At 71.7% G+C, this 22,746-nt stretch carries 20 protein-coding genes; 9 read left to right on the top strand and 11 right to left on the bottom strand.

All coding sequences use genetic code 11. From position 1 onward, the window contains the following. The first annotated feature begins 35 nt into the window (after nucleotides 1-35). The 5 genes from ABZW32_RS16295 to aceE all read left to right on the top strand — a co-directional run bounded on the left by ABZW32_RS16295 (nucleotide 36) and on the right by aceE (nucleotide 8,829). The gene (locus ABZW32_RS16295; protein WP_356216081.1) at nucleotides 36-1,565 is read left to right on the top strand and encodes a leucyl aminopeptidase; all 1,530 of its coding nucleotides are present in this window, start codon (nucleotides 36-38) and stop codon (nucleotides 1,563-1,565) included. Between the two features lie 310 nt (nucleotides 1,566-1,875). Further along, nucleotides 1,876-3,264, top strand: coding sequence for a dihydrolipoyl dehydrogenase (gene lpdA / locus ABZW32_RS16300; protein ID WP_356216084.1), 1,389 nt, complete (start codon nucleotides 1,876-1,878; stop codon nucleotides 3,262-3,264). A 57-nt stretch (nucleotides 3,265-3,321) separates the two neighbouring features. Next, the gene (gene sucB / locus ABZW32_RS16305) at nucleotides 3,322-5,109 is read left to right on the top strand and encodes a 2-oxoglutarate dehydrogenase, E2 component, dihydrolipoamide succinyltransferase (protein ID WP_356216087.1); all 1,788 of its coding nucleotides are present in this window, start codon (nucleotides 3,322-3,324) and stop codon (nucleotides 5,107-5,109) included. A gap of 186 nt (nucleotides 5,110-5,295) precedes the next feature. After that, complete coding sequence (locus ABZW32_RS16310) at nucleotides 5,296-5,919, top strand: GntR family transcriptional regulator (RefSeq protein ID WP_356216144.1); 624 nt, start codon at nucleotides 5,296-5,298, stop codon at nucleotides 5,917-5,919. 225 nt (nucleotides 5,920-6,144) lie between these two features. Next, nucleotides 6,145-8,829 carry a pyruvate dehydrogenase (acetyl-transferring), homodimeric type gene (aceE, locus tag ABZW32_RS16315; protein WP_356216090.1) on the top strand — a complete coding sequence of 895 codons (2,685 nt, stop codon included), beginning with the start codon at nucleotides 6,145-6,147 and terminating at the stop codon, nucleotides 8,827-8,829. A 28-nt stretch (nucleotides 8,830-8,857) separates the two neighbouring features. On the opposite strand, the gene ABZW32_RS16320 is transcribed toward aceE, so the two are convergent. Further along, on the bottom strand, nucleotides 8,858-10,126 hold the full coding sequence (locus tag ABZW32_RS16320) for a protein kinase (protein WP_356216093.1): 1,269 nt from the start codon (nucleotides 10,124-10,126) through the stop codon (nucleotides 8,858-8,860). 128 nt (nucleotides 10,127-10,254) lie between these two features. Between ABZW32_RS16320 and ABZW32_RS16325 the strand changes: the two genes are divergently transcribed. Continuing rightward, the gene (locus tag ABZW32_RS16325; RefSeq protein WP_356216096.1) at nucleotides 10,255-10,773 is read left to right on the top strand and encodes a DUF4240 domain-containing protein; all 519 of its coding nucleotides are present in this window, start codon (nucleotides 10,255-10,257) and stop codon (nucleotides 10,771-10,773) included. 12 nt (nucleotides 10,774-10,785) lie between these two features. Here ABZW32_RS16325 and ABZW32_RS16330 read toward each other — a convergent pair whose 3' ends face one another. Beyond that, nucleotides 10,786-11,556, bottom strand: coding sequence for an SDR family oxidoreductase (locus tag ABZW32_RS16330; RefSeq protein WP_356216099.1), 771 nt, complete (start codon nucleotides 11,554-11,556; stop codon nucleotides 10,786-10,788). A gap of 85 nt (nucleotides 11,557-11,641) precedes the next feature. Here ABZW32_RS16330 and ABZW32_RS16335 point away from each other — a divergent pair, with 85 nt between their 5' ends. Further along, the gene (locus ABZW32_RS16335; RefSeq protein WP_356216102.1) at nucleotides 11,642-12,295 is read left to right on the top strand and encodes a TetR family transcriptional regulator; all 654 of its coding nucleotides are present in this window, start codon (nucleotides 11,642-11,644) and stop codon (nucleotides 12,293-12,295) included. Nucleotides 12,296-12,336: 41 nt separating this feature from the next. Here the strand turns inward: ABZW32_RS16335 and ABZW32_RS16340 are convergent, their stop codons facing one another. Next, entirely contained in the window at nucleotides 12,337-12,603 is a 267-nt protein-coding gene (locus ABZW32_RS16340) for a hypothetical protein (RefSeq protein WP_356216104.1), read from the bottom strand. A 177-nt stretch (nucleotides 12,604-12,780) separates the two neighbouring features. Further along, nucleotides 12,781-14,190 (bottom strand): type I glutamate--ammonia ligase, encoded by a 1,410-nt coding sequence (gene glnA, locus ABZW32_RS16345; RefSeq protein WP_285537988.1) that lies wholly within the window; start codon nucleotides 14,188-14,190, stop codon nucleotides 12,781-12,783. Nucleotides 14,191-14,377: 187 nt separating this feature from the next. Between glnA and ABZW32_RS16350 the strand changes: the two genes are divergently transcribed. Then, a complete protein-coding gene (locus ABZW32_RS16350) occupies nucleotides 14,378-14,845 on the top strand; it encodes an RDD family protein (protein ID WP_356216107.1) in 468 nt (155 codons plus the stop codon). Nucleotides 14,846-15,000: 155 nt separating this feature from the next. On the opposite strand, the gene ABZW32_RS16355 is transcribed toward ABZW32_RS16350, so the two are convergent. The 5 genes from ABZW32_RS16355 to ABZW32_RS16375 form a co-directional block, all read right to left on the bottom strand. Further along, nucleotides 15,001-15,699, bottom strand: coding sequence for a DUF4191 domain-containing protein (locus tag ABZW32_RS16355; protein WP_030233075.1), 699 nt, complete (start codon nucleotides 15,697-15,699; stop codon nucleotides 15,001-15,003). Between the two features lie 10 nt (nucleotides 15,700-15,709). Further along, the gene (locus ABZW32_RS16360) at nucleotides 15,710-15,907 is read right to left on the bottom strand and encodes a hypothetical protein (protein WP_030233071.1); all 198 of its coding nucleotides are present in this window, start codon (nucleotides 15,905-15,907) and stop codon (nucleotides 15,710-15,712) included. Between the two features lie 241 nt (nucleotides 15,908-16,148). Then, nucleotides 16,149-17,096: a lipoyl synthase gene (gene lipA / locus ABZW32_RS16365; protein WP_356216110.1), complete on the bottom strand. Its 948-nt coding sequence runs from the start codon at nucleotides 17,094-17,096 to the stop codon at nucleotides 16,149-16,151. Nucleotides 17,097-17,207: 111 nt separating this feature from the next. Continuing rightward, entirely contained in the window at nucleotides 17,208-18,005 is a 798-nt protein-coding gene (gene lipB / locus ABZW32_RS16370; RefSeq protein WP_356216113.1) for a lipoyl(octanoyl) transferase LipB, read from the bottom strand. Nucleotides 18,006-18,083: 78 nt separating this feature from the next. Further along, nucleotides 18,084-18,371, bottom strand: coding sequence for a hypothetical protein (locus tag ABZW32_RS16375; RefSeq protein ID WP_356216116.1), 288 nt, complete (start codon nucleotides 18,369-18,371; stop codon nucleotides 18,084-18,086). 172 nt (nucleotides 18,372-18,543) lie between these two features. Here ABZW32_RS16375 and ABZW32_RS16380 point away from each other — a divergent pair, with 172 nt between their 5' ends. Further along, nucleotides 18,544-19,983, top strand: a complete 1,440-nt coding sequence (locus ABZW32_RS16380) for a regulator (RefSeq protein ID WP_356216119.1) — start codon at nucleotides 18,544-18,546, stop codon at nucleotides 19,981-19,983. Between the two features lie 103 nt (nucleotides 19,984-20,086). Here ABZW32_RS16380 and ABZW32_RS16385 read toward each other — a convergent pair whose 3' ends face one another. Continuing rightward, on the bottom strand, nucleotides 20,087-21,373 hold the full coding sequence (locus ABZW32_RS16385) for an FAD-dependent oxidoreductase (RefSeq protein ID WP_356216121.1): 1,287 nt from the start codon (nucleotides 21,371-21,373) through the stop codon (nucleotides 20,087-20,089). A gap of 154 nt (nucleotides 21,374-21,527) precedes the next feature. Then, nucleotides 21,528-22,418, bottom strand: coding sequence for a TIGR01777 family oxidoreductase (locus ABZW32_RS16390; RefSeq protein WP_356216124.1), 891 nt, complete (start codon nucleotides 22,416-22,418; stop codon nucleotides 21,528-21,530). Nucleotides 22,419-22,746 lie beyond the last annotated feature (328 nt).

Genomic DNA, 22,746 nt, shown 5'->3' on the forward strand with positions numbered 1-22,746 from the left:
CCCACACACACAAACGGAAGCGAGACTTCACCACCGTGACTGCTCTGACTCTCAGCACTGCCGGCGCGGCGACGCTGCGCGCCGACGCCCTCGTCGTCGGCGTGGCCAAGGGCCCCAAGGGGCTCGTCGTGGCCGCCGGCGCCGAGGCCGTGGACAAGGCGTTCGACGGAAAGCTCGCGGCCGTGCTCGACGCACTCGGCGCCTCGGGCGGCGAAGGCGAGACCACCAAGCTGCCCGCGCCGGCCGGCCTCAAGGTCCCGGTCGTGCTGGCGGTCGGCCTGGGCACCGCGCCCGAGCAGGACGAGTCCTTCGACGAGGAGGCCCTGCGCCGCGCCGCCGGCGCCGCCGCCCGCGCCCTGCACGGCGCGAAGAAGGCCGCCTTCGCCCTCCCCCTGGACGACGCCTCCGCCGTCACCGCGGTGGCCGAGGGCGCGCTGCTGGGCGCGTACGCCTTCACCGCCTACCAGGGCGGCGAGAAGAAGGCCGCCAAGGGCTCCGGCCCCAAGCAGCCGCTGGCCGAGGTCGCCCTGCTGGGCGCCAAGCCGCGTGACAAGGAGCACAAGGCCGCGGCCGAGCGCGCCACCGTGGTCGCCACCGAGGTCAACATCGCCCGCGACCTGGTCAACACCCCGCCGAACGACCTCACCCCCGAGGCCTTCGCCGCCGTCGCGTCCGCGACCGCGAAGGAGAACGGCGTCAAGGTCCAGGTCCTGGACGAGAAGGCCCTGGTCAAGGGTGGCTACGGCGGCATCATGGGCGTCGGCAAGGGTTCCGAGAACCTGCCGCGCCTGGTGAAGCTCTCCTACACCCACGCCAAGGCGGAGAAGACCCTCGCCTTCGTCGGCAAGGGCATCACCTACGACTCGGGCGGCATCTCCCTGAAGCCGGCCGGCCACAACGAGACGATGAAGTGCGACATGGCCGGCGCCGCCGCCGTCTTCGCCGCCGTCGTGGCCGTCGCCAAGCTGGGCCTCCAGGTCAACGTCACCGGCTGGCTCGCGCTCGCCGAGAACATGCCGTCCGGCTCCGCCACCAAGCCCGGCGACGTCCTGCGCATGTACAGCGGCAAGACCGTCGAGGTCCTCAACACGGACGCCGAGGGCCGTCTGGTCCTGGGCGACGCCCTGACCAAGGCCTCCGAGGAGAACCCGGACGCGATCGTCGACGTCGCCACCCTGACCGGCGCCATGGTGCTGGCCCTGGGCGACCGGACCTTCGGGATCATGGCCAACGACGACGCCTTCCGCACCTCGATCCACGAGATCGCCGAGGAGGTCGGCGAGTCCTCCTGGCCGATGCCGCTCCCCGAGGACCTGCGCAAGACCATGGACTCCCCCACCGCCGACATCGCCAACATGGGTGTCCGCATGGGCGGCGGCCTGGTGGCCGGCCTCTTCCTCCAGGAGTTCGTCGGCGAGGGCATCACCTGGGCCCACCTCGACATCGCCGGTCCCGCCTTCCACGAGGGCGCCCCGTACGGCTACACCCCCAAGGGCGGCACCGGCTCGGCCGTGCGCACCCTGGTGCGGCTGGCCGAGCGCACCGCCACGGGCGACCTGGGCTGACGTACCACCCCGTGAGACACGTCCTGTGAGACCCGACGCGCCCCGGAACCCGGTCACGGGTCCGGGGCGCGTTCGCTCTGGAAGAAACCATGAGGATCAGTAGGTTTCTACGCCGCGGTAACCCCTACTTCGGGCAGAACGACCGTGCACACCCGGGGCCCGGCGTCCCGCGTTGCGCCGACAAATGCGAAGATGGGTTCTCGGCAGGACAGGGCCCCCACCACAGGGCCGAAGAAACAAGCGGCCGATTACCAGCCGCCGCCCGGTCACAGAGGACCGGTGCTCGGCGCACATGCATGGAGGACGTGACGTGGCGAACGACGCCAGCACCGTTTTCGACCTAGTGATCCTCGGCGGTGGCAGTGGCGGTTACGCCGCGGCTCTGCGCGCATCCCAGCTGGGTCTCGACGTTGCGCTGATCGAGAAGAACAAGCTCGGCGGCACCTGCCTGCACAACGGCTGCATCCCCACGAAGGCTCTGCTCCACGCCGGCGAGGTCGCGGACCAGGCTCGCGAAGCCGGACAGTTCGGTGTCAAGACCTCTTTCGAGGGCATCGACATCGCCGGTGTGCACAAGTACAAGGACGAGGTCATCTCCGGCCTCTACAAGGGCCTGCAGGGGCTGGTCGCCTCCCGCAAGGTCACCTACATCGAGGGTGAGGGACGCCTCTCCTCCCCGACTTCCGTCGACGTGAACGGGCAGCGCATCCAGGCCCGCCACGTCCTGCTGGCGACCGGCTCCGTGCCGAAGTCGCTGCCGGGCCTGGACATCGACGGCAACCGGATCATCTCCTCGGACCACGCGCTGGTCCTGGACCGCGTGCCCGAGTCCGCGATCATCCTGGGCGGCGGCGTCATCGGCGTCGAGTTCGCCTCGGCGTGGAAGTCCTTCGGCACCGACGTCACGGTCATCGAGGGCCTCAAGCACCTCGTCCCGGTCGAGGACGAGAACAGCTCCAAGATCCTGGAGCGCGCCTTCCGCAAGCGCGGCATCAAGTTCAACCTCGGCACCTTCTTCGAGAAGGCGGAGTACACCGAGAACGGTGTGCGCGTCACCCTCGCGGACGGCAAGACCTTCGAGGCCGAGGTGCTGCTGGTCGCCATCGGCCGCGGCCCCGTCTCGCAGGGCCTGGGCTACGAGGAGCAGGGCGTCGCGATGGACCGCGGCTACGTCCTGGTCGACGAGTACATGCAGACCAACGTGCCGACCGTCTCGGCCGTCGGTGACCTCGTCCCGACCCTCCAGCTCGCGCACGTCGGCTTCGCCGAGGGCATCCTCGTCGCGGAGCGTCTGGCCGGCCTCAAGCCGGTCCCGATCGACTACGACGGCGTCCCGCGCGTCACCTACTGCCACCCCGAGGTCGCCTCCGTCGGCATCACCGAGGCCAAGGCCAAGGAGATCTACGGGGCGGACAAGGTCGTGGCCCTGAAGTACAACCTGGCGGGCAACGGCAAGAGCAAGATCCTGAAGACCGCGGGCGAGATCAAGCTCGTCCAGGTCAAGGACGGTGCCGTGGTCGGCGTCCACATGGTCGGTGACCGCATGGGCGAGCAGGTCGGCGAAGCCCAGCTGATCTACAACTGGGAGGCCCTGCCCGCCGAGGTCGCGCAGCTCATCCACGCGCACCCGACCCAGAACGAGGCCCTCGGCGAGGCCCACCTGGCCCTGGCCGGCAAGCCGCTTCACGCACACGACTAATCCACAGTCACGGGCGCGACGACCACTTCCGCACTTTCGTTAGGAGCAACAGAAACCATGTCGGTTTCCGTAACCCTTCCGGCGCTCGGTGAGAGCGTCACCGAGGGCACTGTCACCCGCTGGCTGAAGGCCGAGGGCGAGCGCGTCGAGGCCGACGAGCCGCTGCTCGAGGTCTCGACCGACAAGGTCGACACCGAGATCCCGTCGCCCGTCTCCGGCATCCTGGCCTCCATCAAGGTCGCCGAGGACGAGACCGTCGAGGTCGGCGCCGAGCTGGCCGTCATCGACGACGGCTCCGGCGCCCCGGCCCCGGCCGCCGCTCCGGCCGCCGAGACGGTCGTCGCCGAGACCCCGGCGGCTCCGGCCCCGGTGGCCGAGGCCCCGGCCGCCCCCGCACCGGCCGAGACCCCGGCCGAGGCTCCCGCCGCCGCTGCCCCGGCCGCCTCCGGCACCGATGTCGTGCTCCCCGCCCTGGGCGAGTCCGTCACCGAGGGCACCGTCACCCGCTGGCTGAAGGCCGTCGGCGAGTCGGTCGAGGCCGACGAGCCGCTGCTGGAGGTCTCGACCGACAAGGTCGACACCGAGATCCCCGCCCCGGTCTCCGGCACCCTGCTGGAGATCCTGGTCGGCGAGGACGAGACCGCCGAGGTCGGCGCCCGTCTGGCCGTCATCGGCGTCGCGGGTGCGGCTCCGGCCGCCGCCCCGGCCGCCGCTGCCCCGGCTCCGGTCGCCGCCCCGGCTCCCGTGGCCGCCCCGGCCCCGGTCGCCGCTCCGGCTGCCCCGGCTCCCGTGGCCGCTCCGGCTCCGGTCGCCCCGGCCGCCCCGGTCGCCGCTCCGGCCCCCGTGGCCGCTCCGGCCCCGGTCGCCGCTCCGGCTCCCGTCGCCGCCGCTCCCGTCACCCCGGTCTCCGCCGGTGACGAGGGCGCGTACGTGACCCCGCTGGTGCGCAAGCTCGCCTCGGAGTCCGGCGTCAACCTGTCCACGGTTTCGGGCACCGGTGTCGGTGGCCGCATCCGCAAGCAGGACGTCCTGGCCGCCGCCGAGGCCGCCAAGGCCGCCGCTGCCGCCCCGGCTCCGGCCGCCGCCGCCCCGGCCGCGAAGGCCCCGGCCGCCGCGGTGTCCGAGCTGCGCGGTCAGACCGTCAAGATGACCCGCATGCGCAAGGTCATCGGCGACAACATGATGAAGGCCCTGCACTCGCAGGCGCAGCTCAGCTCCGTGGTCGAGGTGGACATCACCAAGATCATGAAGCTGCGCGAGCAGGCCAAGGCCGGCTTCCTCGCCCGTGAGGGCGTCAAGCTGTCCCCGATGCCGTTCTTCGTCAAGGCCGCCGCCCAGGCGCTGAAGGCCCACGCGGTCGTCAACGCCCGGATCAACGACGACGAGGGCACCATCACCTACTTCGACTCGGAGAACATCGGCATCGCCGTGGACTCCGAGAAGGGCCTGATGACCCCGGTCATCAAGGGTGCCGGTGACCTCAACCTGGCGGGCATCTCCAAGGCGACCGCCGACCTGGCCTCCAAGGTCCGCGGCAACAAGATCACGCCGGACGAGCTGTCGGGCGCGACCTTCACCATCAGCAACACCGGCTCGCGCGGTGCGCTGTTCGACACGGTCATCGTGCCCCCGAACCAGGTCGCCATCCTGGGCATCGGCGCGACGGTCAAGCGCCCCATGGTCATCGAGACCCCCGAGGGCACCGTCATCGGCGTCCGCGACATGACGTACCTGACCCTGTCCTACGACCACCGCCTGGTGGACGGCGCGGACGCGGCCCGGTACCTCTCGGCCGTCAAGGCGATCCTCGAAGCCGGCGAGTTCGAGGTCGAGCTCGGCCTGTAAGGCCCCGCGCGCAGCCCCGGCTGCCGCTGGCGGCGCCCCCGTCCGGATCCGTCCGGGCGGGGGCGCCGTCGTTGTAACGAGCCTCACCCGGCGTCCCTGACCGGGAACGCATCGCAGCAGGCCACGACCGCCGTATTGTCTACGCATCAGGCCCTGCGTGCCCCTACAGGAGTTGAAACGCCGATGATCACCCCACCCGTCGTGCACTCGCTGCGCGAGCAGATCCGCGAGCACATCGTGGAGGGGATCGTCAGCGGCCGCTGGAAGCCCGGCGAGCGGATCGTCGAGCGGCGGATCGCGGTCGAGCTGGAGGTCAGCCAGACGCCCGTGCGGGAGGCCCTGCGCGAGCTGGAGACGCTGCGGCTGATCGAGTCGGCGCCGAACAAGGGCGTCCGCGTACGGAACCTCTCCGCGGCCGACCTGGAGGAGATCTACCCGGTCCGGGCCGGTCTGGAGCAGATCGCGGCCGAGCTGGCCGCCCCGCGGCTGGCGGCCGACTGCACGGCCCTGGAGCCGCACGTGGCCGCCCTGTGGGAGGCGGACCGCAGCGAGGACGGCACGGCGCAGGTGCGGCACACCGTGGGCTTCCACCGCGAGATGGTGCGGGCCGCCGGGAACAGCGTGCTGCTGCACACCTGGGAGAGCCTGGGCATCGAGGTGTTCACGGCCCTGTCCATCCGCTGGCTGGGTACGGTCCAGAAGTCCTACGCGGAGGAACACGAGGCCCTCGTGGCGGCTTTCCGCGCCCAGGATCCGGACATCGGGGTACTGGTCAAGCGCCACGTCCTGGGCTGCGCTCCACGCGCCTGATCAGCGGAAACGCGGCAAGAACGGGTCGGCACCGGGTGCCTGGATTCATGGCACCCGGTGCCGACTTTTGTCGTAGTGACATTTATTCGTCACTTTTATTTGATCGATCATCGATCAGCGCTTTACAGTCAACGCGGACCCCACCCGGGTCCATCGACCCTGTCCTGCCCGTCAGGGTGTTTGATCACCACCTCCTCTCCTTTGTCCGGAAGGCGGCGCACACCGATGTCCGACCCCGTAGGAAAGCTTCCGAGCGAGCTCGACCAGCTCCCGGACCGCGACACCGAGGAGACCGCCGAATGGGCGGCCTCCCTCGACGCCGTCGCACAGGCCGCCGGTACGCGCCGCGCCGAATACCTGCTCCGCCGCACCCTCCAGCACGCCGAGGCGGCCGGCCTCGCCCTGCCGAAGCTGCTGGAGACGGACTACGTCAACACCATCCCCACCGCCGCGGAGCCGGAGTTCCCCGGTGACGAGGCGATGGAAGCCAAGATCACCGCCTGGAACCGCTGGAACGCGGCCGCCATGGTGACCCGCGGCTCCAAGTACGGCGTCGGCGGCCACATCGCCACCTTCGCCTCCGCCGCGTGGCTGTACGAGACCGGCTTCCAGCACTTCTTCCGCGGGAAGGAGGCCGACGGATCGGGCGACCAGCTCTACATCCAGGGCCACGCCTCCCCCGGCATCTACGCCCGCGCCTTCCTCGACGGGCGCATCTCCGAGCAGCAGCTCGACAACTTCCGCCAGGAGTCCGGCGGCAACGGCCTGCCGTCCTACCCGCACCCGCGGCGCCTGCCGTGGCTGTGGGAGTTCCCCACGGTCTCCATGGGCCTCGGCCCGCTCTCCGCGATCTACCAGGCGCGCTTCAACCGCTACCTGCAGAACCGGAGCATCAAGGACACCGCGAACTCGCACGTCTGGGCCTTCCTGGGCGACGGCGAGATGGACGAGCCCGAGTCGACCGCCGCCCTGGCCCTCGCCTCCCGCGAGCGGCTCGACAACCTGACCTTCGTCATCAACTGCAACCTGCAGCGCCTCGACGGTCCGGTCCGCGCGAACTTCCGCGTCGTCCAGGAGCTGGAAGCCCAGTTCCGCGGCGCCGGCTGGAACGTCATCAAGTCCCTGTGGGGCTCCGCCTGGGACGAGCTCTTCCAGCTCGACACCACGGGCGCCCTGGTACGCCGCCTGCGCGAGGTACCGGACGCGCAGTTCCAGACGTACGCGACCCGCGACGTGGCGTACATCCGCCAGCACTTCTTCGGCGCCAACGCCGAGCTCGTCGCCCTGGGCGGCCTGCTGTCCGACGCGAAGATCGCCGAGTGCTTCCACAGCTCCCGCGGCGGCCACGAGCCCCGCAAGGTCTACGCCGCGTACAAGGCCGCCCTGGAGCACAAGGGCGCGCCGACGGTCATCCTCGCGCAGACCGTCAAGGGCTACACGCTGGGCGCCGGGTTCGAGTCGAAGAACGCGAACCACCAGATGAAGAAGCTGACGATCGACGAGTTCAAGGACATGCGTGACCTCCTTGGCCTCCCGATCCCGGACAGCGCCTTCGCCGACGGCAAGGTCCCGTACGGCCACCCGGGCGCGGACAGCCCCGAGGTGCGGTACCTCAACGAGCGCCGTGCGGCCCTCGGCGGCCCCGCCCCGGCCCGCAAGGTCCACCACGTGGCCCTGCCCGCCCCGGCCGACCGCTCCTTCGCCCCGCTGCTCAAGGGCTCCGGCAAGCAGGAGATGGCCACCACCATGGCCTTCGTCCGCCTCGTCAAGGACCTGATGCGGGACAAGGAGACCGGCAAGCGCTGGGTGCCGATCGTCCCCGACGAGGCCCGTACCTTCGGTATGGAGTCCCTCTTCCCGTCCGCCGGCATCTACTCGCCGCTGGGCCAGACGTACGAGCCGGTCGACCGCGACCAGCTGATGTACTACAAGGAAGCCAAGGACGGCCAGATCCTCAACGAGGGGATCACCGAGGCCGGCGCCATGGCCGACTTCATCGCCGCCTGCACGTCGTACGCGACGCACGGCGAGCCGATGATCCCCTTCTACATCTTCTACTCGATGTTCGGCTGGCAGCGCACCGCCGACCAGATGTGGCAGCTCGCCGACCAGCTCGGCAAGGGCTTCATCGTCGGCGCCACCGCCGGCCGCACCACCCTGACCGGTGAGGGCCTGCAGCACGCGGACGGCCACTCGCACCTGATCGCGTCCACGAACCCGGCGTCGCTCAACTACGACCCGGCCTTCGCGTACGAGATCGCGGTGATCGTCAAGGACGGTCTGCGCCGGATGTACGGCGAGAAGCCGGAAGACGTCTTCTACTACCTGACGGTCTACAACGAGCCGAAGGTCCAGCCGGCCATGCCCGAGGGCGTGGAGGAGGGCATCCTCAAGGGTCTGTACCGCTTCAACACCGCGGCCGACCTGGCGGAGGCGGCCCCGGCCGCCGACGCTCCCAAGATCCAGCTGATGGCCTCCGGCACGGCGATCCACTGGGTCCTGGAGGCGCAGAAGCTGCTCGCCGCCGACTGGAACGTGGCCGCCGACGTCTGGTCCGCCACCTCCTGGGGCGAGCTGCGCCGCGAGGCGCTGGAGTGCGACGAGGCGCTGCTGCGCGGCGAGGAGCGCACCCCGTACGTCACCCGCGTGCTCGACGGCGCACCCGGCCCGGTCCTGGCCGTCTCCGACTGGATGCGCCAGGTCCCGGACCAGATCAGCCAGTGGGTCCCGCAGGACTACACCTCGCTGGGCACGGACGGCTTCGGCCTGTCCGACACCCGCGAGGGCGCCCGCCGCCACTTCGGTGTCGACGCCCAGTCGATCGTGGTGGCCTCGCTGGCCCAGCTCGCCCGCCGCGGCGAGGTCCCGGCGTCCGCCATCAAGGAGGCCCGGGAGCGGTACGGCCTGTAGGCCCGAGCCCGTCCGACCGTGAGGCGGCCTATCCCTTCGGGGAACGGCCGCCTCGCGGCGTCTCCCGCTGCTGCTGGATCTCGTCGAAGGGGTAGTACTCGTCGTCCGTCAGGCCCTGCGCGACGGGCCGGCCCTTGGTGGCCGTCCGGGCCCTCGCGGTGGTCCGGGCCCCGGCCACGATCTCCTCGGCCTCGGCCTGGGCCTCCTCCACCAGCTCCAGGGCCCGCGCCCGGGCCCTGGCCAGGAGGGCGTCCGCCTCCCGCCGAGCCGCCTCCTCCTTTCTCGCCGTGGTCACCCGCAGGCGCGCCGCGTCCTGCGCCGCCTGCTCGCGCACCGCCCGCACCTCGTGGGCGACCCGCTCCCGCAGCTCCGCGATCTCCCGTTCGGCGTCGGCGCGCATCCGGGCCGCCTCCGCCGCGCCGTCCCCGCCGCGCGGTACGCCGCTCGGCTGTCGGTACTCGGCCAGCAGCCGGTCCGTCTCGCGGACGACGGTGGCCGCGTCGGGCGGGCGGTGTGCCGGGTCCTTGGCCAGGAGGTGCATCACCAGGTCCGTGAGGCCGGCGGGGGCCCTGCCCGCGGGGAGCGGGCGGGGCTGCTCGTGCACCTGCTGGTAGAGCAGGGCGTAGGGCTCCGCGCTCGTGAAGGGCGGGCGCCCGGCGAGGCCCTCGTAGAGCAGGCAGCCCAGGCTGTAGAGGTCCGCGCGGTGGTCGATGGCGGAATCGCCCCGGCACTGTTCGGGGGACATGTACGCGAAGGTGCCCATGGCGGTGCCGGTGACGGTGAGGTCGGAGACCCGCAGGGTGTCGGCGAGGATCTTCGCGAGCCCGAAGTCCAGGACCTTGATCACACCGGATTCGGTGAGCATCACGTTGCCCGGTTTGACGTCCCGGTGGACGATGCCGCGTCCGTGCGCCGCGGACAGGGCGGCGGCGATCTGGCCGGCCCAGTTCGCGATGTCGTACCAGGGCACGGGCCGGGGATCGCGGAAGAGCCGCGCCAGCGTGCTGCCGTCGAGGAGTTCCATCACCAGGTAGAGCAGCCTGCGTCCCGCGAGGACGGTCTCGCCGCAGTCGTGGACGGTCACCGTGTGGCGGTGCGGGAGGTTGGCCGCGGAGCGGACCTCGTGCGTGAACCGCTGTTCGACCTGGGCCGGGTCCATCCCCGGCACGGTCCGCACCAGTTTGGCGGCGACCGGCCGCATCATCCGTACGTCCAGGGCGCTCCACACCTCGCCCATGCCGCCTTCGCCCAGCCGTTCCTCCAGCCGGTAGCGGCCCCCGATCAGTTCCCCCCGCATCCCGCGCCCCTCTCGCCGTCGCGCCCGCACCTTCGATCCGAGTATGCGGCCGCCCGGGGGGCGGACACCGGCCTTTGGCCGTATGAGCGGTGGCGGCGCGGGGGTGGACCCGTGATGCTGGAGCGGTGATGGACGAGACGGAGTTCTGGGAGATCGTCGACCGTACCCGCGAGGCCGCCGATGGCGACCCCGAGGAGCATGCCGAGCTGCTCGTGGAGCGGCTCGCGCAGCTCGACCCGGACTCCGTGCTGGACTTCGCGCGGCACTTCGAGTCCCGCTACAACCGGGCGTACACCTGGGACTTGTGGGGCGCGGCGTGGGTGCTGCTCGACGGGGCGAGCGACGACGCGTTCGACTACTTCCGGTGCTGGCTGATCGGGCAGGGCCGGGAGGTCTTCGAGGGGGCGGTCCACGAGCCGGACCAGCTGGCCGAGCTGCTGGTCGAGTTCGACGAGGAGATCGACGGGGACGGCGAGGAGCTGGGGTACGCGGCCGACGAGGCGTACGAGCAGCTGACGGGCGCGGTGGCGCCGGACCTGGGGATCGCGTTGCAGGTGGCGGAGCCGGAGGGCGCTGCGCTGGACTTCGAGGACGAAGCCGTGCTGGCGGAGCGCTTCCCCCGGCTGTGGGACCGCTTCAGGGCCTGAGGCCGCCCCGGTCTAGTAGTGCGTGCCGCCGTCGATGCGGATCTCGGTGCCGGTGATGAAGGAGCCGTCCTCGGATCCGAGCATGGCGACGACGCCGGCGACGGCCTGCGGGCCGGCGAAGCCCTGGCCGAGGGCGGGGGCGAGCTTGGTGAACAGGCTCCAGTCGGTGTCCTCGGGCAGGCCCGGTCCGGTGCCGGTGGTCATGCCGGACTCGATGGAGCCGGGGGCCACGGAGACGAAGCGCAGGCCCTGCTTGCTGTACTCGGCGGCCAGCGCGTGGGTCATGGACTGGATGCCGCCCTTGCTGGCCGCGTAGGCGGACATGTAGGGGTGGGCGAAGGTCGCCGAGGTGGAGCTGAAGTTCACGACGACGGGCTGCTCGCCCGCGAGCAGCGCGGGGAGCGACTCGCGGATCATCAGGAAGGTGCCGGTCAGGTTGACGGCGATGATCTTGTTCCAGAAGTCGAGCGTGGTCTGGTGGGTGTGCGAGGAGCGCAGGATGCCCGCCGCGTTGACCAGGACGTCGATGCCGGTGAGGGCGTCCACGGCCGCGGCCACGCCGGCCCGGACGGCGGTCTCGTTGGATATGTCCAGGATCGCGGTGGTCAGCCGGTCGGCGTGGCCGTCGGCGGCGGCCTGCTCCGCGGTGGCTTTGAGACCGGCTTCGCTGACGTCCACGGCGTGGACGCGGCCGCCCTCGGCGAGAATGCGGTGGACGGTGGCCTGGCCGATGCCGGAGCCGCCGCCGGTGATGAGGACGCGTCGTCCTTCGTAACGGTTCATGGGGTGAGCGTACCGACCAGATGGCACATTTTGCCACCCTGTCACGAAATGCAATTGCCGACAGGCCGAACGGTACGCTTCACCCGTGAGATCTCCCCGTCCGTACTCCCCCCAGAGCGGCCCCGGAACCCCGTCGCTGACCGAGCGCCGCAAGGCCGCCACCCAGCTCGACATCGCCCGCGCCGCCTGCGAGCTCTTCGCGGAACACGGTCCCGACGGCACCACCGCCGAGGACATCGCCCACCGCGCCGGCGTGGCGCTGCGCACGTTCTACCGCTACTTCCGCAACAAGCAGGAGGCCGTGGCCCCGCTGCTCGCGGGCGGCGGCGACGCCTGGCGCGCGCTGCTCGCCGAGGAGGACCCCGGCACCCCCCTCGCGCCGGCCCTGGAGCGCGCGGTGCGTCGTGCGCTGAGCGACTCGCAGGCGGTGGAGGAGGGCCTGGAGGTCACTCGCGGCCTCCTGCGGGCCGCGGCCTCCGACGAGGCCCTGCGGGCCGTCTGGTACCGCGTGAACCAGGAGTCGGAGGAGCGCCTGGTCCCGGTGGTGGCCCGGCTGGCCGGACCGGAGGCGGACGCGATGTCGGTACGCCTGCTCGCAGCGGCCTCCACGGACGCGATCCGCGTCGCCCTGGAGGTCTGGTCCACCTCGGACGCCCCCGTGTCGGGCCCCGGCTCCCCCGCCGACCTGGCGGTGCGCTGCCTGACGGAGCTGACCGGCGCGATGCCCCTGCTCCGCTGAGGTTCGCGGGGCAGGGGCATCGAGGCAGATCCGGCAGCAGGTCAGCGCCAGCCTCCCCAGTCACCGTCGTGGTTCCAGCCGGAGTCGTGCCAGCTGCCCCAGTCGCTGTCGTTCCAGTGACCGTTCCCGCCACAGTCGTCGTCGTTCCAGTTGCCGTTGCCCCAGTCGTTGTGGTTCCAGCGGGCGTGGCTGCCGCGCGAGTCCCAGCCACCACTGTGGTCGTGGGCGGACGCGCTGGTGAGCGGCAGCAGACCGAGGGTGAGACCCGCGGCCCCCGCGACGACGACTCCGATGATCCTACGGCGCATTTCCATGCACCTCCGAACATGTCTCGCTTATCGGGCTTTTAGGTACCGTTCAACCGTGGCCCCGACCGCTCGGGCTGTCAAAAGCAGAAGGCCCCCCACCGCTCTCCGGGAGAGCGGTGGGGGGCCTTCCAACAGGCACGTTGCCGGGTTTCGAAAAGATCCCGGCGGTGTCCCGGCTTAGAGGTCGAAGTAGAGCTCGAACTCGTGCGGGTGCGGGCGCTGCGCGATCGGGGCGATCTCGTGCGTGCGCTTGTAGTCGATCCAGGTCTCGATCAGGTCCGGGGTGAAGACACCGCCGGCCAGGAGGTACTCGTGGTCCGCCTCCAGGGCCTTGAGCACGTCCTCCAGGCTGGTCGGGACCTGCGGGACGCTCGCGTGCTCGTCGGGCGAGAGCTCGTAGAGGTCCTTGTCGATCGGCTCCATCGGCTCGATCTTGTTCTTGACACCGTCGAGGCCCGCGAGGAGCAGCGCCGCGAAGGCGAGGTACGGGTTGGACGACGGGTCCGGGGCGCGGAACTCGACGCGCTTGGCCTTCGGGTTCGAGCCCGTGATCGGGATGCGCATGGCGGCGGAGCGGTTGCGCTGCGAGTACACCATGTTGACCGGCGCCTCGAAGCCCGGCACCAGGCGGTGGTACGAGTTCACGGTCGGGTTGGTGAACGCCAGCAGCGACGGGGCGTGCTTGAGGATGCCGCCGATGTAGTAGCGCGCGGTGTCCGACAGGCCCGCGTAGCCGGCCTCGTCGTAGAACAGCGGCTCGCCGCCGGCCCACAGGGACTGGTGGACGTGCATGCCCGAGCCGTTGTCACCGAAGATCGGCTTCGGCATGAAGGTCGCGGTCTTGCCGTTGCGCCAGGCGACGTTCTTCACGATGTACTTGAAGAGCATCAGGTCGTCGGCCGCGGCGAGCAGCGTGTTGAACTTGTAGTTGATCTCGGCCTGGCCGCCGGTGCCGACCTCGTGGTGCTGGCGCTCGACCTGGAGGCCCTGGGCGTCCAGTTCGAGGGAGATCTCGGCGCGCAGGTCGGCGAAGTGGTCGACCGGGGCTACGGGGAAGTAACCACCCTTGTAGCGGACCTTGTAACCACGGTTGTTCTCCTCGGAGCCCGTGTTCCAGGCGCCGGCCTCGGAGTCGATGTGGTAGAAGCCCTCGTTGGCCGAGGTCGCGAAGCGCACGCTGTCGAACACGTAGAACTCGGCCTCGGGGCCGAAGAACGCGGTGTCGGCGATGCCGGTGGAGGCGAGGTAGGCCTCGGCCTTCTTGGCGATGTTGCGCGGGTCGCGGCTGTACGCCTCACCCGTGATCGGGTCGTGGATGAAGAAGTTGATGTTGAGCGTCTTGTCCTTGCGGAACGGGTCCAGACGCGCGGTGGTGATGTCGGCCCGCAGAGCCATGTCGGACTCGTGGATCGCCTGGAAGCCGCGGATCGAGGATCCGTCGAAGGCGAGCTCCTCCGCCGGGTCGAACGCTCGCGCCGGGATGGTGAAGTGCTGCATCACACCGGGCAGGTCGCAGAAGCGGACGTCGACGAACTTGACGTCGTTCTCCTCGATGTACTGCTTCACTTCGTCGGCGTTCTTGAACATCCAACTCCTCCTACTCCCGGTCCCCGGGGCAGGGACGGGCTTTTATAGCTCGTGGTGCGTCAGTGCGGTGCCGCACGCTGACCCGACCATAAGCAGACGGGATTTCCCAAGCATGACCCATTTGTTTCGCACAAGTTAACCAGGGTCCCGTCCAGGGCCCGTCGAACGCCACCGGTACCGTGGTGGAGTGGACAACAGGCAAGCAATTGGATCCTGGCTCTCCGGCCCCCGCGCGACCGCCGAGGAGATGGGCGTCGACTTCGGCCATCCGGGCGAGCGGCTGGGCCTCCCCCGCTCCGGGCCCGGCTCCGTGGCCCGCTTCGGGCGCCGGCTGGGCGCCGTCCTGATCGACTGGCTCGGCTGCCTGCTCATCGCATACGGACTGATCACGCACGGGAACGTGCAGGCCGCGGGCAACTGGACGCTGGGGATCTTCGTGGCCCTGTCGATCCTGACCGTGGGCACCGTGGGGTTCACCCCCGGGAAGCGGATCCTCGGCCTCCGGGTCATCGGGCAGGACGGCGGCCGCCTCGGCGTCCTGCGCGTGGTGGTCCGCACCCTGCTCCTGGCCCTCGTCATCCCGGCGCTCGTCTGGGACCGGGACGGACGCGGACTGCACGACCGGCTGGCCGGCGCGGTCCAGGTCCGGATCTGACGCTCCGGGCTTGACCCGTCCGGGCCTGACCGTCCGGCGCGGGACCGCACGACGCACCGCACCGCACGACACGACACGACACGACGACACGACACAGGGGCGCCCCCGGCCTGACGGCTCGGGGGCGCCCCTGTGTGATGTATACGAAGAGCGGGTCAGCGCATCTTTCCGCCGCGCGGCATCCGCATGCCCTTGGGCATCGGGCCCTTCGGCACGGGCATGTTGCTCATGAGGTCGCCCATGGCCCGGAGCTTGTCGTTGACCTGGGTGATCTGCGGGCCGGTCAGGACGCGCGGCAGCTTCAGCAGCGTCGTGCGGACCTTCTTGAGCGGCACCTCGCCCTCGCCGGTGCCGACGATGAAGTCGTGGACCGGGATGTCGGGCATGATCCGGGCCAGCTTCTTCTTCTCGGCCGCGAGCAGGGTCTTCACCCGGTTCGGGTTGCCCTCCGCGATCAGGACCACGCCCGCCTTGCCGACCGCCCGGTGGACGATGTCCTGGTTGCGGTTCATCGCGACGGCCGGGGTGGTCGTCCAGCCCCGTCCCACGTTGTCCAGTACGGCCGCGGCGGCGCCCGGCTGGCCCTCCATCTGCCCGAAGGCAGCCCGCTCGGCCCGTCGCCCGAAGACGATCGCCATCGCGAGGAACGCCACCAGGAAGCCCAGGATGCCCAGGTAGACCGGGTGGCCGATCAGGAAGCCGATCGCAAGAAAGACACCGAAGGTGACGATTCCCACGCCCGCGACGATCAGACCGACCTTCGGGTCGGCCTTGCGCGTCATCTTGTACGTCAGGGCGATCTGCTTCAGTCGCCCGGGGTTCGCAGCAGTCTCTGCGTTTGACTTCCTCGCCATACAGCGAAGTTTACGTGGCCTGCGGGGTCCGGGTCGCCGCGGCCTCAAGTACGTGTTCGGTTTCGACCCGGTCCTTGGCCCTGCGACGGTCCTCCAGAACGGCCGTCCAGGCGTTCCGGCGGGCGCCGCTCATGAGCAGCGACTCGATGCCGCGGAAGGCCTCGGTGAAGGACGGGATGGCAATGGCGCGTACTGGCGCGGCCTGCATGATGTCGGACCCTCTCTCGGTACTCACGTCGACGGGGTGGCGTGCGGTGTGTGCGGTGCGTGGATCCAGCGTCACTGACTGGTGTTACCAGGGCGTGACCGGTCGGTCAAATGTGATTGACACGTTGCAAACGCGGACGCGGCCCCCGGGCTCCTCCGAAAAGAGCCTAGGGGCCGCGTCACTGCGGTGTTACCCGTTGGTAAGTAATTGTGTGTGACCTCACAGGCACACGGGGTCAGATTCAGACAGCCGCGCGCTTCTCCATCGCCTGGCCGTACAGGCGGCCCGCACGGTAGGAGGAGCGGACCAGCGGCCCCGACATCACACCGGAGAAGCCGATCTCCTCGGCCTCCTTCGCCAGCTCGACGAACTCGGCCGGCTTCACCCAGCGCTCCACGGGGTGGTGCCGCGGCGAGGGCCGCAGGTACTGGGTGATGGTGATGAGCTCGCAGCCGGCCTCGTGCAGCTCCTTCAGCGCCTGCGAGACCTCCTCGCGCTCCTCGCCCATGCCCAGGATCAGGTTGGACTTGGTGACGAGGCCGTAGGCGCGGGCCTGCCGGATCACGTCGAGCGAGCGCTCGTAGCGGAAGCCCGGACGGATGCGCTTGAAGATGCGCGGCACGGTCTCGACGTTGTGCGCGAAGACCTCGGGGCGGGAGGCGAAGACCTCCTCCAGCAGCTCCGGGACCGCGTTGAAGTCGGGGGCCAGCAGCTCGACCTTGGTGTGGCCGCCCTCGCGGCCCGCCGTCTGCTGGTGGATCTGGCGCACGGTCTCCGCGTAGAGCCAGGCACCGCCGTCCGCCAGGTCGTCGCGGGCGACGCCGGTGATGGTGGCGTAGTTCAGGTCCATCGTGACGACGGACTCGCCGACGCGGCGCGGCTCGTCGCGGTCGAGGGCCTCGGGCTTGCCCGTGTCGATCTGGCAGAAGTCACAGCGCCGGGTGCACTGGTCGCCACCGATGAGGAAGGTGGCCTCGCGGTCCTCCCAGCATTCGTAGATGTTGGGGCAACCGGCCTCCTGGCACACGGTGTGCAGTCCTTCGCCCTTCACCAGGGCCTGCATCTTCGTGTACTCGGGACCCATCTTCGCCCGGGTCTTGATCCACTCGGGCTTGCGCTCGATGGGCGTCTGGGCGTTACGGACCTCGAGGCGCAGCATCTTGCGTCCGTCGGGTGCGACTGCGGACACGACCGGCTCCCTGTAACTTCGATTCTTCGGCGCCCACCAGGGTACGCCCGTAATTTCGTACGCTCTTACGTCGGCCAACCGGGTGTCGGCCGGACGCATTCCCCGCGGCCGTCAGCCGGCGGCGGGCTCGATCTCGCGCGGCTTCAGCTCGGCCTGCTCCAGCACGTCCTTCAGGTGCCGTTCGACGACCGGCAGCACCTCGGCGATGGTGATCTCGCGGCCCAGCTCGTAGGAGAGCGAGGTCACACCGGCGTCCCGGATCCCGCAGGGGATGATCCGGTCGAACCAGGTGGCGTCCGGGTTCACGTTCAGGGAGAAGCCGTGCATCGTGACGCCCTTGGCGACGCGGATGCCGATGGCGGCGAGCTTGCGGTCCTCGCGGCGCTGTCCGGCGTTGGACGGGGCGTACTCGGGGCCGTTGAGGCGGGCGTCGAACTCGTCGTCGCCGATGCGGGGGTCGAAGTCGAGGGAGAGCCCGCCTATCGCGGGACGCTGCTCCACGGGGTCGCCGAGCACCCAGACGCCCGAGCGCCCCTCGACCCGCGTGGTCTCCAGGCCGAACTCGGCCGCGGTGCGGATGAGGGCGTCCTCCAGGCGGCGGACGTGCGCGACCACGTCGACCGGGCGGGGCAGCTTCATGATCGGGTAGCCGACCAGCTGGCCCGGACCGTGCCAGGTGATCTTGCCGCCGCGGTCCACGTCGATGACCGGGGTGCCGTCCAGCGGCCGCTCGCTCGGGTCGGTGCGCCGGCCGGCCGTGTACACCGGCAGGTGCTCCACGAGCAGGCAGGTGTCCTCGACCTCGTCCGCGAAGCGGGCGGCGTGGACGCGCCGCTGCTCGTCCCAGGCCTCGGTGTACTCGACGGATTCCGGCCCGAAGCCCAGATGGACAAACCGAAGCTCAGTCACCGCAGCGCCTCCTCGTTGAACCTGCTGTGTGCACGCGATCGCACCAGGCCAAGAGTACGGCGACCCGTGCGCGCCCCTTCAGGCCCCCGGGTCCCCGGCCTCGGGCGGCGGGCCGGGCAGCTGCCGGGGACGCCTGCGCCCGGCGGGCGGGCGGTCCGGGTCCTCGTCCGCCCTCGGCAGCCGGCGGTGACCCTCGGAGTGGTCGTTGACCCAGCCGCACACCCCGCACGCGTACCGGCCGTCCAGTCCCGCGATGTACGTACCGCACCGGCGGCACTCCGCCTCGGTGAGCTCGGGGGCGGGGAGCGGGGCGGTGGAGTCCGTGAACGTGTCGGGGGCATGTGCCCCGGGGGGCCGGCGGGTCATGGGGCGCAGCGTACGCGGACGACGGGGACCGACCCGTAAAGGCCCCTCCTCATTCGGCACACGATCGGATGAATGTGGGACAGAGAGGGCGGCAAGAGCGGACTTGGCCGCTACATTCACGCCGTTCAAGGGCCGGGACTCCGGTCCGTCACGTCAGGAAACCGTGGAGCCGATGACGGAACGACCTGTCCAGCGCGTCCCCAACCGGCAGCTCGCGGCGCTGATCGCGGAAGCCGGGTTCTCCAACGCCGGGCTCGCCCGCCGCGTCGACCAGCTGGGCCTGGAACACGGTCTGGACCTTCGCTACGACAAGACGTCCGTGACCCGCTGGCTGCGCGGCCAGCAGCCCCGCGGCACCACGCCGGCCCTCATCGCCGAGGTCTTCACCCGGCGCCTGGGCCGCCGGCTGTCCGCGCAGGACCTGGGACTGGACGCCTGCGCGCCCGTGTACGCGGGACTGGAGTTCGCGGCCACCCCCGAGGAGGCCGTGGACATCGCCAGCGGGCTCTGGCGCAAGGACTCCGGCTCGCACGCCGAGCTCCGCAAGATCGCCTTCACCCCGGCCGGACTCGTGGTGCCCAGCCGCGACTGGCTCATCGGCCGCGCCGACGAACGGGTGGGGCGCGGCGCGGACCCCGCGGCGAACCGCGTCCCGGCCCAGGGCCGCCCCTCCGTCCCGCGCCAGCGGCAGATCGACCGCGGCCCCGGCCAGCGCGTGACCGGCGGGGACATCGCCGCGCTGCGGTCGGTGAGCGAACTGTTCCGGACCCTGGACCACGCCTACGGCGGCGGCCACGCCCGGCAGGCCCTCGTGCGCTACCTGGAGCACGAGGCCGAGCCGATGCTGCGCGGCACCTACGGCGAGACCACCGGGCGGCGGCTGTTCGCGGCCGCCGCCGACCTGACCCGGCTCGCGGGCTGGACCTCGTACGACATCGCCGCGCACGGACTGGCGCAGCGCTACTTCGTGCAGGCGCTGCGCCTGGCCCAGGCCGCCGGGGACCGGTCGTACGGGGCCTACGTGCTGGTGACGATGAGCCGGCAGGCCGTCTACCTCGGGCACGGCCGGGAAGCGGTGCAGCTGGCCAGGGTCGCCCAGCAGGGCGTGGGATCGGGCCCGCCCCCGGTCGTCCAGGCCCTGCTGCACGCGGCGGAGGCGCGCGGGCACGCCGTCCTCGGGGAGGTGCGGGCGGCCACGGCCTCCCTGGTGCGGGCCGAGCGGGCGCTGGGCGCGGGCCGTCCGGGCGACGAGGTACCGCACTGGGCGCGGGCCTTCGACGAGGCCCAGCTCGCGGACGAGTTCGGGCACTGCCACCGGGACCTCCAGCAGTACCGCGCCTCGGCGCAGCACGCGGAGCGTTCGCTCCAGCTGCGGGCGCCCGGGTTCGCGCGTTCACGGCTGTTCTGCCGGGTGGTGCTGGCCACGGCGCGACTGGGGCTGGGCGAGCTGGACCAGGCGTGCGCGCTGGCGGCGGAGGCGGCGCAGCAGGCCGGCGAGATGCGGTCGGTGCGCGCGGTGGAGTACGTACGGGACTTCGAGCGGCGGCTCGAGCCGTACCGGGACGCGTCGGCGGTGCGGAGCTACCGGGACCGGGTGGCGGCGATGTCCTGAACCCCCCGCGGGCCGGAGTCCGGCCGGGCCGTGGCGCCCGGCCGGCCTCCGGTGGTGTCCGTCGCGCCGGTCCCCTTCCGGCGGACCGCTTCCGGCGGACCGCTCAGGCCGCCGCCGGCACCGCCGGTTGGGGGCGGACCGGCAGCGGGATGCCGAAGTCGCGGAGCAGGGCGGTGGCGGCGCGCCGGGCGGAGTGCAGGGCGCCGTCGACGGTGTTGGAGTCGCGGTGGTCCCCGCACACGTAGAGGCCGGCCAGTACCCGGACCGGGCGCCGCAGGTCGTACGGCGGGGGCATGGCGGGGACGGCCTCCGGGGAGTGGTGGACGGCCAGGAGCTCCCAGTCCCGGGTCGAGGTGTCGTAGAGCCGGGCCAGGCGGGAGGCGACCGTCCGGGCGGGCGGCGGCGGGCCGTGCACCGTGGTGGTGACCAGGCTCCGGCCGGCCGGGGCCCGGCCGGGGTCGACCGCGCTCATCACGGTGGTGTGGGCGAGGGGCCACTTGGGGTCCGCGTCCAGGAGCAGCGAGCCGTCCCAGGGCAGCGGGGCGGGGGTCGCGTGGTGGATGACGGTGACCTCGTGGAAGGCGGGCACCCGCAGTCCGGGCAGCAGGTCGGCGGCGGCGCGGGCGCCGGTGGCGAGGAGGACGGACCGGCAGCCGAAGTCGCCGTGGTCCTCGGTGGTGACGAGGTTGGTCGCCACCGACCGCACGCGGACCCCGGTGCGTACGGTGCCGGGCGGCAGGCCGGCCGCCAGCAGGTCGGGCAGGGCGGCGGCGCCGCCCTCCGGGACGGCCAGCCGGCCGCGGGCGAAGGTGCGCAGGGCCAGGTCGGCGACGCGGCTGGAGGTGGTGAGCGCCGGGTCGCGCAGCAGCGCGGCGAGCAGGGGCCGCAGGACCCCGTTCACGGTGCGCGGGGGCAGGCCGCGGGAGCCGAGGGCGGCGAGCGCGGTGCGTTCGGGCCGGGCGAGCAGCCGGTCCACGGGCAGCGCGGCGAGCCGGCCGAGGGCGGCACTGAGCCGGGCCTGGTCGAGGGAGCCGCTGGCCAGTGCGCGGGCCGGGGTCAGCGCCGCGGCCCGCTGCTGCCGGCCGTCGGCGCCGTGCACCAGGACCCCGGGGGCGAAGGGGCGCAGGACGAGCCCCTCCAGGCCGGGGGTTCGGGCCGGTTCGGTGTACGAGGTGTTGAGGAGCTGGCCGACCCGGTCGAGCCGGAAGCCGTCGGCCGAGGCGGTGGCCATCCGGCCGCCGGGGTCGTCGGCGCTCTCCAGGACGCTGACCGTGACCCCCGCCGCGATCAGGTGGTGTGCGGCCGCGAGTCCTGAGACTCCGGCTCCTACGATGACGACGTCCGCATGGTGTGCGGCGTGGTGTGCGACGTGGTGTGCGCTGCTGAGCACGTGCCCCTCCCCGAGGTCGGCGCGGCTGTGTGGGGTCCTCCTTCCCCCAACGGGCTCCAGGAGAACCCGAGTCCGGTGGGCTATTGCGCACAACTTCGGTCGCATGACGGTCGCATCCGGGTCACGAACGGTCGCACATGGTCGTGCGGTGCGCCTACGCCAGCGCTGCCCTGATCGACTCCTCGATCCCCGGGTGCCGGAAGGCGAAGCCCGACCCCAACAGGCGTGCGGGCAGCACGCGCTGACTGCCCAGCACGTCCCCGGCGAACTCCCCGAGCGCCAGGCGCATCACGGGGGCGGGCACGGCGCACACCGTCGGGCGGTGCAGCACGCGGCCCATCGCGGCGGTGACCTCACGGTTGGTCAGGGGGTGGGGAGCGGTGAGGTTCACGGGGCCGGCGAGGGCAGGGGTGTCGATGATGTGCCGCAGCGCGGCGATCTCGTCGTCCAGGGAGATGTACGACCAGTACTGGCGGCCGTTGCCGAGCCGGCCGCCGATGCCCGCGCGGAAGACGGGGAACAGCTTGCCCCAGGCCCCGCCGTCGGCCGCCACCACCAGCCCGGTACGGGCGAACACGGTCCGGATCCCGGCGGCGCGGGCGGGGGCGGCGGCGGCCTCCCAGTCCACGCAGACCGAGGGCAGGAAGCCGGTCCCGGCGGGGGCGCTCTCGTCGACGGGGCGATCGCCCGTGTCGCCGTAGTAGCCGATGGCGGAGCCGCAGACCAGGACGGGCGGCGGGCTGCCGAGAGCGGCCACCGCGCGGGCGATCGCGGCCGTACCGAGGACCCGGCTGTCGCGGATCTCCTTCTTGTACGCGGCCGTCCAGCGGTGGTCCCCGACGCCGGCCCCGGCCAGGTGCACGACGGCGTCGGCGCCTTCGAGACCGGCCGGGTCGACGTATCCGGCACGGGGGTCCCAGCGCGCCTCACCGGGGCCGGCGGGCGCGCGGCGCACGAAGCGGACGATGTCGTGGCCATCGGCCCGGAGGGAGCGCACGAGGGCCTTGCCGATGAGACCGGAGGATCCGGTGAGGGCGATACGCATGCCGCCAGTGTGCCGCTGCCCTGGCCGGGCGGGGGGCGGGGCACGGCCAAACCCAGCCCCGCCGGCGATTGAGGCGCGGGGGTCCGGGGGCTGGCCCCCGGCAGCGGACCCGCACCCGAACGGCGACCGGTGGCAAAATCCAGCCTCGCCGGCGATTGAGGCGCGGGGGTCCGGGGGCCGGCCCCCGACAGACGGCCCGCAGACGGAGGGCTACCGCCGGCAAAATCCAGCCCCGCCGGCGATTGAGGCGCGGGGGTCCGGGGGCCGGCCCCCGACAGACGGCCCGCAGACGGAGGGCTACCGCCGGCAAAATCCAGCCCCGCCGGCG

Origin of the sequence: Streptomyces sp. NPDC004667 (genome assembly GCF_040609475.1) — a bacterium.
Taxonomy (GTDB): domain Bacteria; phylum Actinomycetota; class Actinomycetes; order Streptomycetales; family Streptomycetaceae; genus Streptomyces.